15 protein-coding genes are annotated in these 16,753 nt (G+C 54.6%); 14 read left to right on the top strand and 1 reads right to left on the bottom strand.

All coding sequences use genetic code 11. The features are described from left to right. Nucleotides 1–132: 132 nt before the first annotated feature. The 11 genes from RUDLU_RS0101925 to RUDLU_RS26800 all read left to right on the top strand — a co-directional run bounded on the left by RUDLU_RS0101925 (nt 133) and on the right by RUDLU_RS26800 (nt 12,924). Nucleotides 133–537: a Dabb family protein gene (locus tag RUDLU_RS0101925; protein ID WP_019986655.1), complete on the top strand. Its 405-nt coding sequence runs from the start codon at nt 133–135 to the stop codon at nt 535–537. Between the two features lie 143 nt (nt 538–680). Continuing rightward, nucleotides 681–1,532 (top strand): pirin family protein, encoded by an 852-nt coding sequence (locus RUDLU_RS0101920; RefSeq protein WP_027302671.1) that lies wholly within the window; start codon nt 681–683, stop codon nt 1,530–1,532. Between the two features lie 12 nt (nt 1,533–1,544). Continuing rightward, nucleotides 1,545–2,609, top strand: coding sequence for an endo-1,4-beta-xylanase (locus tag RUDLU_RS0101915; protein WP_019986653.1), 1,065 nt, complete (start codon nt 1,545–1,547; stop codon nt 2,607–2,609). An 18-nt stretch (nt 2,610–2,627) separates the two neighbouring features. Further along, nucleotides 2,628–3,680 (top strand): glycoside hydrolase family 43 protein, encoded by a 1,053-nt coding sequence (locus tag RUDLU_RS0101910; protein WP_019986652.1) that lies wholly within the window; start codon nt 2,628–2,630, stop codon nt 3,678–3,680. Between the two features lie 236 nt (nt 3,681–3,916). Next, a complete protein-coding gene (locus RUDLU_RS0101905) occupies nt 3,917–4,501 on the top strand; it encodes a pseudouridine synthase (RefSeq protein WP_019986651.1) in 585 nt (194 codons plus the stop codon). 34 nt (nt 4,502–4,535) lie between these two features. Next, a complete protein-coding gene (locus RUDLU_RS0101900; protein WP_019986650.1) occupies nt 4,536–5,513 on the top strand; it encodes an AAA family ATPase in 978 nt (325 codons plus the stop codon). Nucleotides 5,514–5,711: 198 nt separating this feature from the next. Further along, nucleotides 5,712–7,148 (top strand): sensor histidine kinase, encoded by a 1,437-nt coding sequence (locus tag RUDLU_RS0101895; protein WP_019986649.1) that lies wholly within the window; start codon nt 5,712–5,714, stop codon nt 7,146–7,148. A 111-nt stretch (nt 7,149–7,259) separates the two neighbouring features. Further along, nucleotides 7,260–7,844 (top strand): RNA polymerase sigma factor, encoded by a 585-nt coding sequence (locus tag RUDLU_RS0101890; protein WP_019986648.1) that lies wholly within the window; start codon nt 7,260–7,262, stop codon nt 7,842–7,844. 25 nt (nt 7,845–7,869) lie between these two features. Continuing rightward, a complete protein-coding gene (locus RUDLU_RS0101885) occupies nt 7,870–8,583 on the top strand; it encodes a hypothetical protein (protein ID WP_019986647.1) in 714 nt (237 codons plus the stop codon). 90 nt (nt 8,584–8,673) lie between these two features. Continuing rightward, a complete protein-coding gene (locus RUDLU_RS0101880; protein WP_169578020.1) occupies nt 8,674–10,146 on the top strand; it encodes a S8 family peptidase in 1,473 nt (490 codons plus the stop codon). 6 nt (nt 10,147–10,152) lie between these two features. Next, a complete protein-coding gene (locus RUDLU_RS26800) occupies nt 10,153–12,924 on the top strand; it encodes a CHAT domain-containing protein (protein WP_019986645.1) in 2,772 nt (923 codons plus the stop codon). Here RUDLU_RS26800 and RUDLU_RS0101870 read toward each other — a convergent pair. Then, entirely contained in the window at nt 12,890–13,507 is a 618-nt protein-coding gene (locus RUDLU_RS0101870; RefSeq protein WP_019986644.1) for a 3'-5' exonuclease, read from the bottom strand. The two genes, RUDLU_RS26800 and RUDLU_RS0101870, sit on opposite strands and share 35 nt — an antisense overlap. Nucleotides 13,508–13,834: 327 nt before the next feature. On the opposite strand from RUDLU_RS0101870, the gene RUDLU_RS0101865 reads away from it, so the two are divergent. Genes RUDLU_RS0101865 through trmB form a run of 3 tightly spaced genes read left to right on the top strand, consistent with a single transcriptional unit; the run spans nt 13,835 to nt 16,735 of the window. Further along, nucleotides 13,835–14,767, top strand: coding sequence for a hypothetical protein (locus tag RUDLU_RS0101865; protein WP_019986643.1), 933 nt, complete (start codon nt 13,835–13,837; stop codon nt 14,765–14,767). A gap of 7 nt (nt 14,768–14,774) precedes the next feature. Next, a complete protein-coding gene (locus RUDLU_RS0101860; RefSeq protein WP_027302670.1) occupies nt 14,775–16,073 on the top strand; it encodes a bifunctional folylpolyglutamate synthase/dihydrofolate synthase in 1,299 nt (432 codons plus the stop codon). Next, nucleotides 16,073–16,735, top strand: a complete 663-nt coding sequence (gene trmB, locus RUDLU_RS0101855; protein ID WP_019986641.1) for a tRNA (guanosine(46)-N7)-methyltransferase TrmB — start codon at nt 16,073–16,075, stop codon at nt 16,733–16,735. Before RUDLU_RS0101860 ends, trmB begins: the two co-directional genes overlap by 1 nt. Nucleotides 16,736–16,753 lie beyond the last annotated feature (18 nt).

Genomic DNA, 16,753 nt, shown 5'->3' with positions numbered 1-16,753 from the left:
GAAAGGGAAAATCCGTTATGATTCCCGTTACAAATACGTACCGGAATGTTTGACTCAGATTAGCCGGACCCTTCTCCTTTTTCCTTACTCCCTTTTCTCCCTCAATCAAGTACAAATCATAAATTTTATTCCATGAATCGTCGCGATTTTATCCAGCAGGCGCCCCAAACGGTGGCCGCAGCTACGTTGATCAGCCCTGTAGCCCCTGAGTCGGCACCGGCCAAGCCGTTTGTGCACCATGTTTATTTCTGGCTGGCCAACCCCGACAGTGAGACCGACCGGAAGCAACTGCTGGCCGCGCTCGAAACGCTAAAAACGGTGCCTGTTATTCGGCAGGCCTATATTGGCACACCCGCGAGTACAAACCGCGATGTGATCGACCGGTCGTATCAGGTGTCCTGGCTGTTGTTTTTTGACTCCCTGGCCGACGAGGAGATCTATCAGAAACACCCCATTCACCTCGAATTCGTGAAAAAGCACAGCCACCTCTGGAAAAAAGTGGTCGTGTACGATTCAGTCAGTTTGTCAACTAAATAGTTTTTGGTTTATAGTTTTTTGTTTTTGGTTGGCGAAGAGCCGGACAACCTCATTGCCAGTATTGGTTATGGAGTACGAACTGACCCGAACCCCGGACACTACAAACCATAAACAAAAAACCATAACCACACACGTACATACCTATGAGAACGATAAAGCGTGTGCATCGGGCCGAGTACCGTCCGATTGCCGATCTGATTACCTATTCACCCCTGCCGACACGCCAACTGGCGCAGATTGACCCGTTTTTGTTTCTGAATCATCACGGCTACCAGACCTACCCGGCCAATAACCACGGGTTACCCTTCGGGCCGCATCCGCACCGGGGCATGGAAACCGTGACGTTTATTGTGGAAGGCGACATCATGCACAAAGACTCGCAGGGGTATCAGAGTGTGATTACGGCCGGTGGGGTGCAGTGGATGACCGCCGGGCGCGGACTGATTCATGCTGAGGTGTCGTCAGATGCGTTTCGGCAGGCGGGTGGACCACTCGAAATTCTGCAACTCTGGGTGAATCTGCCCGCCCGGTTCAAAATGACTGAGCCTACCTATACTGGCTTACAGCGCGACGCCATTCCGTCCGTGAGCCCCGCCGAAGGCGTGCAGATTCGGTTGGTGTCGGGCAATTGGGCCGGGCAGCCGGGCGCGTTTGCTACGCTGACGGATGTGTTTCTGGCGACGGTCGATCTGAAAGCTGGCAGTACCGTAACCCTGCCCGTTGAAGCGAGTCGGAATATCCTGTTTTACCTTATCCGGGGTATGCTCACCGTAAATGGACAGGCTGTAGCGCAGCGCGAACTGGTGGAGTTTAACCGGGATGGCGAAATCCTTGAGGTCTCCGCCACGACGGATGCCCTCCTGTTGTTTGGTCATGCCGAGCCGTTCGACGAGCCGGTGGTAGCCAACGGACCGTTTGTGATGAATACGGAAGACGAAATCCGCCAAGCGTACATGGATTACCGCATGGGAAAGTTTGGTGTCTGGAACGAGTAAACCCTTTTTTCTATGAAACCCGTATCGTTTCTGGGCCTCGGTGCCCTGTTTCTGTCTGTTTCCTTTGTGCCGCCTGAAAAAGGACTGAAGGACTATTACAAAGACTATTTTCCGATCGGGGCAGCGGTTGCTCCGCGTAACCTGACGGGTCCCGAAGCCGACCTGATTCGGCAGCAGTTCAACAGCATCACGGCCGAGAACGCCATGAAGATGGGCCCGATACACCCCGAAGAAGGGCGGTACAACTGGACCGATGCCGACGCCATTGTCCAGTTTGCTACTCAGAACGGGATTCGGATGCGGGGGCATACCCTTTGCTGGCATAACCAGACCCCCCGCTGGTTTTTTACCGACGCGGCCGGAAACCCCGTGACCAAAGAGGTGTTACTGGCCCGGATGAAGAGCCATATCGAAACGGTAGTTGGCCGCTACAAAGGGAAAATCTACGCCTGGGACGTAGTCAACGAGGCTATTCCCGACGGTGGGCCCGACTTTTACCGAAAATCGAAGTTTTTCGAGATCATCGGCGAAGAGTACATCGAGCGGGCGTTTGAATATGCCCACGCGGCCGACCCCAACGCCCAGCTGTTTTACAACGACTACAATACGGAGAGCCCGGGTAAGCGGGAGCGAATTTATGGGCTTGTGAAGCGGCTCAAGGAGAAGGGCGTACCCATTCATGGAGTCGGTTTGCAGGGGCACTGGTCGCTGGACGAGCCTACCGCGGCCGGGCTTGAAGAGTCGATCACCAAATTTGCAAGCCTTGGCCTGAAGGTACAAATCACCGAGCTCGACGTGTCGGTGTACCCGAAAGAGCACGAACGGCGCGCCCGTCGGGATACGGATAAGAGTGAGTTTACCCCCGAAATGAACGAAAAACAGGCGGCTCACTACAAGATGCTGTTTTCGGTATTGCGGAAACACAAAAACCACATCACGGGCGTCACATTCTGGAATGTTTCGGACAAATCGTCCTGGCTCGACAATTTCCCCGTGCAAAACCGCAAAGATTATCCCTTGTTGTTCGACGTCAACTTGCAGCCTAAGAAAGCCTTTCACGAGGTAGTCAACTTTTAACAACGTACCCCAACCAAAATGACACGCTATACTCAGGCTGCGCTGACAGCCGTTCTGCTGGCGGGCCCCGGACTACTGACCGGTCTTGGACAGACCCCGCGCAAATACCTCGAAAAGCCGCTGGTGAGCCATATTTACACGGCCGACCCCTCGGCGCACGTGTTCAATGGCCGGATTTATATTTACCCCTCGCACGATATTGACGCGGGTGTGAAAGAAGACGATAAAGGCAGCCATTTTGCCATGCGCGATTACCACGTGCTGTCGATGGATAAAATTGGCGGCAAAGTAACCGACCACGGGGTGGCTCTCGACCTGAAGGATATTCCGTGGGCGGGCCGGCAACTCTGGGCGCCCGATGCGGCCTATAAAAACGGTACCTATTATTTATACTTCCCCGTCAAGGATAAACAGGACGTGTTTCGGATGGGGGTAGCCACGAGCAAATCACCGACGGGCCCGTTTAAGGCCGAGCCGCAACCCATTGCCGGCAGTTATAGTATCGACCCGGCCGTGTTTACCGATACCGACGGCAAATCGTACATGTACTTCGGGGGTATCTGGGGTGGTCAACTTCAGAAGTGGGCTTCGGGCCAATACGACGCCAACGGTTCAGAAACGGATCTGGGTAAGCCCGATCAACCCGCTCTGAGTGCCAAAGTGGCGCGGTTGAGCGCTGATATGCTCCGGTTCGATGAGGCCGCCCGGGATGTGCAGATTCTGGACGAAGCCGGTGCCCCTATTCTGGCGGGTGACCACAACCGGCGGTTTTTCGAGGGAGGCTGGCTCCACAAATTTGGCGGGAAGTATTACTTCTCGTACTCCACCGGCGACACGCACCTGTTGGCGTACGCTGTAGGCGACTCGCCTTATGGTCCGTTTACGTACAAGGGGGTGATAATGAATCCGGTGACGGGCTGGACGACCCACCATTCTATTGTTGAGATTCAGGGGAAGTGGTATATTTTTTACCACGATGTGGAGCTGTCGGGCAAAACCCACCTACGCAACGTGAAAGTCACCGAGCTGAAACGGAAACCGGACGGAAGTATTGAGACGATTAATCCGTGAACAACGAACAACGAACAACGAACAACGAACAATGAACAGTGAACAATGGATAATGAGTAATGAGTAAGGAGCAGCTCTGCTGATTATCAGACCTGCCATTATCCATTGTTCATTACTCATTATCCATTATACAAGAGCCCCGGTCGCTTGACGGCTGGGGCTCTCTTTTTGTCTGTCTGCCCCGGAACGCTTCGCCAGATTTGAGGTTAGCGGGCACAATGAACTACTTTTGTGGCATGTATTACCTTATTTACAAGCCCTACCTGATGCTGTCGCAGTTTTCGAAAGAAGGCGACAAACCCACGCTGGCCGATTTGCCCGTTACCCTGGCCCGGGATGTGTACCCGGTCGGGCGGCTCGATGCCGATTCGGAAGGGCTCTTGTTGCTGACGAGCGATACCGCCCTGAATCACCGGCTGCTTAACCCCCGGTTTCGGCACGAGCGGACGTATTGGGTGCAGGTGGAGGGGGCTATTACCGACGAAGCCCTGGCACGGCTGGCCTCCGGGGTGCGTATCAGCGTTGATGGGAAACCGTACGATACCCTGCCCGCCCGGGTCGAGCGAATTGAAGGAGCGGAGGAACGGCTACCCCCGCGCAACCCACCTATCCGGTACCGGGCTAATATTCCAACCACCTGGATTGCCCTGACCCTGCACGAAGGCAAAAACCGGCAGGTGCGCCGGATGACAGCCGCTGTGGGTTTTCCGACTCTACGGCTGGTACGCTGGGCTATTGAAGGACTGACTGCCGATGGCATGCAGCCGGGCGAGGTACGGACCCTGAGCCGGGCCGACCTTAAAGCCGCCCACGTGCTTTAACCCTTTCTCCCTTTACTCCCTTCTCCTTTTCCTTATGTTTTCCCACGGTTTGGTTTTCGGTAAGTTCATGCCGGTGCATACGGGGCACCTTGCCCTGATCGACTTTGCCCTGAAACAATGTGAGCGGCTTACGGTATCCATGAGCATTACCCCCGACGATCCGATTCCGCCCACCCTGCGCGAACGCTGGTTACGTACCCTGCTTGCCGACCGCCCGCAAATAGAGGTGGTGGTGGTAGATGACGATTTCCATGACCCGACCCTGCCGCTGTACGAAGCTACTAAAAGCTGGGCGCGGTTTATCCGGCAACGGTTTCCGGCTGTGGATGCCTTTTTCTGCTCAGAAGCGTACGGCGCCCCCTTGTCCGAGCACCTGCAACGGCCGTGCGTCCTGTTCGATCCCGGTCGGGAGGGGATTCCGGTTTCGGCCACGCAGATTCGGGCACACCCGTTTCGGTACTGGGACTTTATTCCGGCCGTGGTGCGCCCCTACTTTACCAAACGGGTTTGTTTGTACGGTCCCGAAAGCGTCGGTAAAACCACTACCGGCCGCCAACTGGCCGACCATTACCAAACGGCTTTTGTCCATGAGGTAGCCCGCGACCTGATTACCGACAACCAGTTTTCTCTCGACGATATTGTCCGGATTGGCTACGCCCAAACCGAGGCTGTACTACAGGCGCAGGAGCGAGCCAATAAGGTGCTCATCTGCGATACCGACGTTATCACGACGGGCCTGTATTCCGAGATATACCTGAACGAGATTCCGCCCGTTTTATCCGAACTGGAAAAACGGGTCACCTACGACCTGTATTTTCTGCTTGATATTGATGTGCCCTGGGTGGCCGACGGGTTGCGGGATCTGGGGCACCGGCGGCAGGAGATGTTTGACCGGTTCAAAGCCGCTCTGGATACACGAAATATCGCGTACGTGCGGGTTGCGGGCGATTGGGCTACCCGCTGGAAAACGCTAACGGCCGCAATTGATGCGTTGTTGGAAGCTGAGACGTAAAGACGTTTAATAAATGGTGTCGATAGTAGTTACGTTTTCGATTTTCTTTATGGAGTAAAAAGGGATAACGTCCCCCAGTTCAACTGCTAACCACAGAGTATTGGACACTAGACGCTAGACATTAGATGTTAGACTTCTCTACAGAATGGAAATAAGTCTAGCGTCTAACATCTAATTGAAACCGCTAACTACCTATTCATGAACGGGATGCCGGCCTATGGTACGCTTCGGGTTTTTCTCGACGGGATGTTGGGAATGATGGTGCTGTATGCGCTACTCTCCTACGTGCAACAGCGGAAAGCTATTTACTGGCAGTATGCGCTGTACATTCTCTGCATGGTGATTACGTTTCGGCTCGACGACTCCGATTATGCCTCGGCTGATTATGCCCCCGGTGCCAACTATGTGGTAGCCCTGCTGGAATCCGTCGCGTTTATCCTATATATACGCTTCGCCATTCTGCTGATCAATATCCCCCAGAAAGATCCGTTCAGCTACCGGCTGATGCGGCTGATGACCGCACTCCTGGTAGTTGGGGCGGTGCTCGATACGGGGCTTTGGCTTGCGGGCGTTTCCGATGCCCTGCGGAGTCTACTTTACACCGTTAACCGATTCATTCTCGCGGCTGTAGCTTTGGTGGTTGTGCCCCGGATTGTGCGGTTGCGGCAGCCGGTTATTTCCTATTTTATTGTCGGCTCGTTCTTTTTTGTCAGTGGGTGTGTGTTTGCGCTCTGCATCAACTTTATCCCCGCCCTTTTTACCCGACAAGCAGGAAATCCGTTTACCTTTCCGGTGACTTACATACAGATTGGGGTTGTCCTCGAAGTGCTGTGCTTTACCCTCGGGCTTGCCCGACTTAATAATCAGAACGAACTCGAAAAGCAGCAGATTCAGGCCCAACTGATCGAGCAGCTTCAGGAAAACGAACGCAAGCAGCAGAAGCTCCAGCAAATCCGCGACGACATTGCCCGCGACCTGCATGATGAACTCGGGGCTGACCTGGGCGGTATCGGTATGCTCGCGATGGCGGCTACCCGGCAGCTGCGGCATGAGTCAACGGGGGAGATCCGTTCTTCCCGCTCGACTGCGGAGGAGGCCGTACTTCCCGAGACCGATACCGCCGTTTCGGACAAGCTCACGCTCATCAGTCAGGCATCCCGGCGGGTGGTGGTTACCATGCGCGAAATCATCTGGAACCTCAATTCCATACACGACACCCTACAGAATCTGGCGTTTCGGCTCGAAGAAACCGCCCGAAATCTGTTGGGTGGACGGGCCATTACGCTCGATATTCAGTTGCCGTCGCCGGATACCGACCTACCGCTCCCGGCCGAGTACCGGCGAGACCTGTTTTTGCTGTTCAAAGAAGCGCTTCACAACCTGATTCGTCATGCCGAGGCCACGGAAGTACAGATTCGGCTCTCGCTCGACCGCTCGCTACCGGGCGAACCCCGGATTGAGCTATTCATCCGGGATAATGGCAAAGGATTTTTGCCCCAGCAGCTGGGGCGGGGCGGCAATGGGGTACGTAGTATGCAACAGCGGGCGCAGTCGTTGTCGGGTACGCTCGATATTGATTCAGGGCCGGGTCGGGGCACTACGCTCCGGTTTGTCGGGCCCCTTCGCGAGAAGTAGGGTTAGTTGTCCGCTAAACCGGGTTTCCCAACGGTTGTCCGCGGCAATGGCTTGACATCGAGGTCGCTTTTTCCGTACTTACCGGCTCATCCGTCTCTTTCCTCCTGTCCGATGCGGTTTTCTGCCCAGGTGCCTTCCGATGCCCAATGGATTGACGAACTCCGCGCGGGGGGTATCCGACGCCGACAGGCCGAAAACAGGTTGTACGACCAATACGCGTACTTTATCCGCGAAGGCGCGCGCAAACACCGGCTCGACGAAGAGCAAACCGCTACGGCCTATGCTGATGCCCTGCTGGCTCTGATTGATCAGGTTGTTTCGGGCCGGTTCGAAGGGCGGTCGTCGCTCAAGACCTATCTCTACAGTCTTTTTTCCAACAAATGTGTTGACCAGATTCGTCGGAAAACGACTAATCGGGAAAGTGTGCACGGGGGCATCGAACTGGACGGTGCTTTGCTGCAACTCCCCGACGAATCCCGCTCGGTGGTGCAGCAACTGATTGCGCAGTACGATGCCGGCCAATTGCGGCAACGGCTACGGTTGCTGGGCGAAAAATGCCAGTCGATGTTGCTGGCGTGGGGCGATGGCTTTTCGGATGAAGACATTGCCCTCCAGCAAGGGTACAACTCGTCGGCCGTGGCCAAAACCAGTCGGCTACGTTGTCTGGAAAAACTGCGGGAACTCTACCGAACCTAACCGACCCCTCGGGTCGCCTGTGCGTATGACGGACTGGAACCTTATTGACGATTATTTTGCCGCCCGGCTCTCCGACGACGCCCGCGCCCAATTCGAGCGTGATCTGCAAACGGACCCGGACGTTGCCGATGCGGTGGCGTTTTATCTGGCGGCCCAAACCGCAGCCCGACGCGAAGCCGCCGATAAACGGCGGGCTGAGTGGCTGGCTCGGCCCATACCGGCTCCCCGCCGGTCTGTTTGGCCGTACGTTCTGGCTGCGGCCGCGAGTGTGGTGTTGCTGTTGGGTTTAGCCTGGGTATTTTGGGGGAGAAGCCCATCTTCCACCGAGTTGGCCGATACCTACATCGCCCGGCATACAGGACCGGGTGCCGTTACTATGGGTGCAGGAACCGACAGCCTGCAACAGGGACTCGATCTGGTCAACCGGGGGCAATTGGCCCAGGCCGATACACTGCTGAGTGATCTTCTTCGGCGGCAGCCCGCCCAGAGCGAGGTCTTAACCCAGTTAGGGTTGGTAGCTCTTCGACGGGGGCAGTACGACCGGGCCATCAGCTTATTCCAAACGCTAAGCGCCCGAACCGACCTTTACGCGAATCCCGGTTTGTATTACGAAGCCCTCACCCGGTTGAAACGGAATGAGCCGAATGATAAAAAGTGGGCGAAAGCGTTGCTACAGACCGTAATCCGTCGGAATTTGGAGGGAGCTGCTGAGGCTCAGCAGTTACTGGAGCAATTGTAAGGAGTGAAGAGTTAAGAGTTTGAAGTTAAGAGTTGGCGCATGGCCAGCCCTTCCATAAACCGAAAACCATACACTAAAAACCATTTTTCCGTGCTAGCCCGTCCGAAGCCTCGTAAACCGATTCCTCCATTCCGGGACGTCCGGTCTCTGGACCCCGCATACCTGTTTGGATCGGCCCCTGATGTCTTTCGGTCGATTTATGGAGAAACAGCCATTTTGTACCGGGGTACCCCGGTTTTACCAGAGGAGTACATTCTGGTGGACGATGAGAGTGTGCTTAATTTTTTGTACCAGGGTGAACGGTATCGGCTCATTACGGGTCCCGACGTTGATGCCCAGCCGGTTGTCAGGGTACGGACATACCGGCATTGCGGAGGGAAAGCCCTTGTTTTGCTCGCATCCGCCGAGTCGCTGACGGCCCTCAATGCACTCCCCCCCGGTGAGTGCATCGAAGCGGTTCCCCTGAATCCCCAGTTGCCGACCGGATTTATTCGCCCGGGCGGGGGTAGTACTGGCCGGGGGGCGGGGCAGGATGGAAATACGAATCAGATCGGGCGCGGACAGGACGGCAACACCAATCAGGTGGGGCGCGGGCAGGGGTATCCCAACGCAGTAGGCTTCCTGTATCCGGGTGGGCAGTATGGAGGGGCTGGACTCGTTGGCGCCGATACCCTGCATGGGTCAGGGCCCACGGTGGCTATCCTGGACTCCGGTCTTGAACTGGTCGGGGGGCGGTACCCAAAACCTTCAGACGCTTTGTCTTGCCGGACCACGCCCTGGGGTTGGGATTTTGTAGAGGAGGATGCCGACCCGACCGACGCGCAGTTTAACCGGCATGGAACCCGTGTTGCCGGGATCATCCGGTCGGTTTGTGCCGAGGCCAACCTGCTCCCGGTTCGCATTGCCGATGCCCGGAATGTCTGTACGCTGTTCGATGTACTTTCGGGTCTGGAATATGCGGCTACGCAAGGTGCCCGGATTATCAATGCCAGTTGGGTATTTGCCTGCGGAACGAACGAAACCATCCCGTTACTTCAGGCGTCGTTGCAGCGGTTGGCGTACCGCGGTATTCTGGTGGTTTGCGCCGCCGGGAACGTTGGCGATGTACCGCCTGAAGGGTTGCCCCAAATTCCGTCTATCGGGCATCAACTGGGCGATCTGCGTGTGCCTATGCTGGCACCGGCCTGTTCAAGCGCGGGCCTCACGAATGTGATCACCGTAACGTCGGTTGTTGCTCTGCCCACGGGTGAGCACGACGATACCGGACGGCCCCGTTTTCGGCGTGCGGTTTGTGAACTCAAGTCCGACGTTTATGTATCGGTGGGTGTGCTGGTAAACGGTTCCGATGGGCAGAGTCGGTTTGGATCGTTTAAAACCCCTCATATTACTCCTGATTTTCGGGGGACTTCGTTTGCGGCTCCGTACGTCACGGGGCTCATAGCCCGCGCGATGATAGACGGCAAAGATCTATCGTCGCGCGAAGCGGTATTGCGGTCAATTGGGGCCCGCCGGGATCTGAATCTGCTGGATCAGATTGTGGGTGGTTTATGGGTAAACCCCTAAGCCGGTATGAAAGGGTGGTGGAAACCGGTGCTGCTGCTAACGTCCCTGAGTGGGCATACGGTTGGGGCGCAACCAACCCCACAGGTGCTGGACTCGCTCAATACCCTCCAATTTTCGGTTCAAAAACCTCGATTGCTCCGGCTTGTACAGACGTGGCCCCGCCAAACGCCGAAAGATTCGGTGTATGTCCGGCTCCTGACCGACCTGGCCCGTGCCTTCGCCCAAACCGGCGATGCCTCAACGGCCGTTGCCTGGTTACAGACGCTGCTCCGGGAAGCACAGGCGAATACGGTCCGTTTGCCTCCCCACTCCGATGCGTTGGTAAAAGCGTACTATCGGTTGGCGTATGTATTACAGCAGGAAAACCGATTGGCCCAAGCTCGGGAAACCGGTCGGCAGGGGTTGCGATTCGCTCGGCAGCATCCGCGGAGCAAATGGTCGTCGAATCTGTACAGCTTACTGGCCTATCTGGCGAGTACGGAAGGCGATTACGAGCAGGCGGCTACGCTCGCGCGACGGGGGGCGGCTATTGGTCGGGTGGCGGGTGATCCGTACGGACAGGCCAACGGGTATTATGAATGGGCCAAAGCCTGCCGATCCCTCGACCAGAATCACCGGGCGGGTCGGGCCATCGACAGCGCTATTGCGGTTGGTCGCCGGTATCCGCAGGCGGTCGATCTGTCTTTATATTATACGGTTAAGGCGTCACTGTGTCAGCGGCAGCGGCAGTATGCCCAGACCGAGTACTGGTTTGGGCAGGCCATTGCCCTCAATCGGCAGCTTGCGGATACCCTCGGATTGGCCAGTAACTACACCGATCTGGGCTATTTTCTGGGCGAAACGGGACGGTATGCCGAGGCTCTGCGCACGCTTACGCTGGCGGTTCAGCTGCATCCGAGTCTGAGCGGGCGGGCCGTCGCGCTCGATAATCTGGGGGTTCTGGCCGGAAAAATGAACCGGTGGCCCGAGGCAATTGGCTATTTTGGGCGGGCGATCCAGACCATCGTGCCCACGTACCAACCCCACCGACCCGATGAATGGCCCACCGAAACCCAGATTCGATCGGCACCGCACAAAGAGTTCCTCCTGCCAATTCTCGAAAATATGGGATTTGCCTGGTCGCAGCAGTCGGGTGCGGTAGGATTGACGAATGCGTTGCGTACATACCAACTGGCCGATGGGTTGGTACACCATATGCGTCGAGAGCATACTGGTGATGGGTCAAAACTATACTGGCGCAAGAAAACCCACCGACTCTATGAACGAAGTATCGACGCAGCGTACAGGCGTAACGATCCTGCCATGGTGTACTATTTCATGGAGCGGAGTCGGGCGGTGTTGCTCACCGATCAGCTAAATGAATTGGGAGCGCGTCAGTTTCTGCCGACGCAATTGGCCGAAGAGGGAGAGCAACTTAACCGGACAGTCAACCGCCTTCAGCAGGATCTGGCCCAAATGCCCGACCGCAACCCACAATACGACCGAATTCAGGCGCAGCTGCTTGCCCAGATTGACCGTCGGGATTCGTTTCTGCAACGGTTGGCCCAAACGCACCCTCTGTACTTTGGGTATCGGTATAATACTACGATCCGTCCCCTTTCGGAGGTGGTAACCTGGCTCCGAAGTCGGCAGCAGTCGCTGGTGAGTTATTTTGTGGGGGATGCCGGTTTGTATGTACTTGGGGTGAGTGCAACCGGTATCCGGTTGGTACGGCAGCCGCTTCAACCCTACACGGCAGCCCTGGGGGAATGGCTTTCTCTGCTGCATCACCCCACGGAACTAAACAGCCATATGGGTGCCTTTTTGCGGGCGGGTGTAACCCTACACCAGTTGTTGCTGGCCCCGCTACACCTGCCGCCCGGTCGGGTGGTGGTGGCTCCCGATGGACCCTTTGTGCCGCTCGAAACCCTGTGTCGTTCAGTTCGGGTCCCGGCCGATTATCTGGTGAATACCTACGCGTTTAGTTACGGGTATTCGGTTGATCGGCTGCTGACCGAATCCCGGAATCAGACTCGTCCGTCGAGTGACGGTAGTTTTGTAGGGATGGCCCCTGTATCGTTCGATGACCTGCCCGCTTCCCAACGACAGGTAACCCTCCTGGGATCTGCCGAATCGCTTGACCGGATTGGTGCGTCTTTTTTTATGCCCACCTTGCTGACGGGTACTGCCGCTACCCGCGCCCGGTTTCGGCAACTGGCTCCGTCGGCTTCGGTGGTGCAGTTGTTTACCCATGCCGATGCCGACACGCTGGCGCGCGAGCCGGTGCTCTACTTTGCTGATTCTGTGCTCCGGTTGTCAGATCTCCAGGGGGGAGCCGGTTTCCGGACGCAGCTACTGGTTTTGTCGGCCTGCAATACCGGAGTAGGTACCTACCGAAAAGGCGAGGGTGTATTTAGTCTGGCGCGGGGTTTTGCCGCTTTGGGCGTATCCAGTATGGTGACCTCGCTGTTGGGGGTACCGAGTGGTTCAACCTACGCGCTTACCGAATTATTTTATACGTATCTGGCTCAGGGGATGCCCCGTGACATAGCGTTGCAACGGGCAAAGCAGACGTGGTTGAGCCAGGCCTCCCGGAGTGAAAGTTTACCAACGGGTTGGGCAGGATTGATTTTGCTTGGCGAAACGGGTCCCCTTCAGTTGCCTACTACGGGTGGCGTTTCTATACAAAAGATGGGGATTGGGTTGGTCGGAACCGGACTCCTGGCCGTAGGGTGGTGGTTCGGGGCCCGGTTCCGACGTCGGGTTAAGCACCGGGTACAAACCCATCACCCAGTTTGAACAGACGTTTGAGACACTCGGCTGTCAGTTTGGCGTCCTCCAGGGCATTATGGTAGGTGTCCTCCCGTTCAAAACCGAAGTAGCTGGCCACGGCACCCAGACTCAGGCCTTTAGGAACAGATTGCCCGTTTTTCTTCAGAATCCGGAACACAAAATAGCTGAGTGTATGTAAATCGAGCAATACCCGTGAAAACGGCCACTTCAGCTTCTCGTACCGGTACGCTTCTTTCAGAAAGTGAATATCGTTGATTACACTTTGGCCGCAGATGACCACATCGCGCAGGTATTGCGTGTTGTCTGAGTTAGTGTTCAGTTTACGAATGCCCAGTTGTTTCAGAATCCACTCCTCCAGTTCGGGTATGACATCGTACATCATAGGGGCATCGTCGAGGTCGGCGAGGGTAAGGTTATGTACCTGTTGGGCTGATTGGGTGAAGGCTTCCTCGTTTTCGGGATATACATTGGTCAGATACTGGCCTTTTTCAATCCAGTTATCATCGAAAAGCACAGCGCCAATCTGAATAATCTCGTTGTACTGGGGGTCTGGACCCGACATTTCCAGGTCAAGCACTAAATAGGGCATGGGGGAATCAAGTTAAACGTTATGAGTTATGAGTTGATGTGGGTTAGGCGTTGGTTGAACCGGTTTGCGAAAGTACCGAGAAACCGAAATGAAAAGGTTGAAAAATTGACCTTCTATTTTTCAACGTGGAAACTTTTCGATTAATGTATCTGTTTACTCATCATACAACCGCCAGAAGGCTTGCTCAATACCGGGCAAGCCTTTTTTGTTGCTGGGCCGTTGGGATGGTTTAGCAAAGAAATAGGCATACGTTGATTGGGTTGGTATGTAGGGTATAAACCATTTCGGCCTACTTTAGCGTTTTAGTACCAACTAACGCTAATCGGCATGATGCGCACAGCTTACGAGAACGAAACCGAAGCCCGAACCTTCGCCTTTGCAGGGGCCTTTGCGGTAACCCTGTTGGTTTTGATCATTCTCTTCCTGGTCACCCTTTCCCAAACGATACCCCAACCGCCCCCTATTCAGTTCGTAGAGGTGAACTTTGGTACCGATGCGGTGGGTAGCGGTTCGATCCAGACCTACAATAAACCGAGCGATTCAAAAAATGCGGTGGATGTGAAGAAAGCCGAGGATCGACCGAATCCGAAAGTAACAACCACAAATCGGGTGGAGCGCACACCGGTGGCCCCTGTTCCTAAAGTGGCCGAAACAAAGGTGAATAAAACGGTCTCTGAGAAGCCTGTCATTGCCAGCAAGGTGGAGAGTCCGGTGAGTGTGCCTGAGAAAGCGGAGCCCAAGCGCACGGAAGCGCCCAAGCCAACCCCCGCGCCCCCCCGTGCAGAACCAGCCAAAAAAGTTGAAACCGTTGACCCGAATGCCTTATATAAACGGTCCTCGGGCGGAGGAGGCTCCAATGGTACAGTTGGTCGGGCGTCGGGTACCGGGGGCAACAACAACGGCGACGATCGGAGTGGCGTAGGGGATAAGGGGAACCCCGACGGGAAAATTGATGCTAAAGAGTATTACGGCAAACCGGGCGGCAGCAGTACGGGTGTAGCCTTTAATGTAGCGGGTTGGTCCATTGGAAACAAAGGCATTGATAAAGATGCTTCCGATGAAAGCGGAAAGATTGTGTTTCGGATTCGGGTGGATCAGCGTGGAGATATCGTGGCCGTCAATGTCGTGGAGACGCAGGTGAGTCCGTCTATTACGGACTTTTATCGTCGCCAGATTCAGCGGTTGCGTCCGCAGCCCAAATCGTCGGTAGTCCCTGAGATTTCAACGGGCACTGTGGTTATTAATGTTCGTTCCCGCTAAGTTAAGTATGACCTACCACGAGACGATTGACTATTTGTACAGTCGACTTCCCGTATTTCATCGTGAAGGCCCGAAAGCCCTGAAGCCCGGATTGGGTAACACCTTACGACTTTGCGCACATTTGGGCGATCCCCATACCCGCTTTCGTTCGATCCATGTGGGCGGCACAAACGGTAAGGGCAGTACCTCGCACATGCTGGCGAGTATTTATGCCGAAGCCGGATACCGGGTGGGCCTGTACACATCCCCCCATCTGAAGTCCTTCACCGAACGTATCCGTATCAATGGGCAACCTATTCCCGAAACGGAAGTTGTGCAGTTCGTTGCCCATCACCGCGAATTGATCGAAGAGGTCAGTCCGTCTTTTTTCGAATTAACGGTGGCAATGGCGTTCGATTATTTCGCTCGTGAGCAGGTCGACCTGGCGATAATCGAAGTGGGGCTGGGGGGGCGGTTAGACTCGACTAATGTGATCACCCCGATGCTCTCGCTGATCACCAATATTGGGTTTGATCACATGGATGTGCTGGGGGATACCCTCCCGCAAATTGCAGCTGAGAAAGCCGGGATCATAAAGCCAGGTGTACCTGTCGTAATTGGCGAATACCTTCCCGAAACCCGACCGGTTTTTGAACAAAAGGCGAGTTCGGAGGGAGCGCCTATTTATTGGGCGTCGGATCGGTTCAAAGTATTTGATAAAGGTGTGACGAATGAGCTCCGTCAGCTTGTGGTGTCCGATCTAAGTGGGGCAGGGGAGACGGTTCATTCCTTCTCGCTTGATCTTTTGGGCGGGTATCAACGACTCAATATTCCGGCCCTTTTGCAGGCGGTTGAGATCTTGCAGGAAACGATGCCGGTTACTGTCCAAGCGTTGCAGAATGGTTTATCCAGAACCGTTTCGAACACTGGGTTGCAGGGTCGTTTTCAAACGATCTTACGTAAGCCGCGGGTCATTTTAGACACGGCTCACAACGTGCCTGGAATGATTAGTTTGCTCGAATCAATCCGTTCTATCCCCCACACACAATTGCGAATTGTAATCGGCGTGGTTGCTGATAAAAACCCACAACCACTTATCGATTTGTTGCCTGACGACGCACACTATTACCTTTGTGCGGCCAATTCACCTCGTTCACTTCCAGCGGACCGATTGGCTAGTTTGTTTGCCTGTAATAAGCTGAAATACAGATTATTTAATAATGTAAATAGTGCATTAGAGCAATGTATTTACGATTCTAAATCAAATGAGTTGATACTTGTAACAGGCAGTAATTATGTAATTTCAGAAGTAAACAGTTTAACATAGTGACTAGACGTAAACTTCAGCGATTCTTACAAAATTCAATCGCTACAAATGTAATTGAGAACGGTAAACCCGCTTATTCAACCATCAAAGGGAACTGGAAACGTGACCAGTTTAAGAACGATAATCCCATTGTTCTGGAACTCGCTTGCGGCAAAGGAGAGTACACTGTTGGTCTTGCAGAAAAAACGCCGGATCGCAATTTTATTGGGGTTGATATAAAAGGAGATCGGATTGCCCGTGGATCGCAGCTGGCTTTTCAAAAAGGCCTGAATAACGTCGCTTTTCTGCGGACGGATATCCAGTATCTACGGGAGTTTTTTGAACCGGGTGAGGTGAGTGAAATTTGGATTACATTTCCGGATCCGCAGCCGCGTGATAAGCAGGAAAAGCATCGATTGACGCACCGGCGGTTTCTGGATATCTATACGGAACTGCTCCAGCCGGGTGGTATTTTACATCTGAAGACAGATAATGCTCCGTTCTTTGAGTATAGCCTGGAAACACTTCCTGCCAACGGCTTTACAGATCTGATAAGTACTCGGGATTTGTATAACTCGCCTATGAACAATTGGCATCATGGAATAAAAACCAAATACGAAGCCATGTTCTTTGAGAAAGGTTTTTCTATCAACTATTTACAATGCAGAAGGGGCAATCGGTAGTTACCGATTGCCCCTTCT

This window comes from Rudanella lutea DSM 19387, assembly GCF_000383955.1.
Taxonomy (GTDB): domain Bacteria; phylum Bacteroidota; class Bacteroidia; order Cytophagales; family Spirosomataceae; genus Rudanella; species Rudanella lutea.
This window is presented reverse-complemented; position numbering and strand designations above follow the sequence as displayed.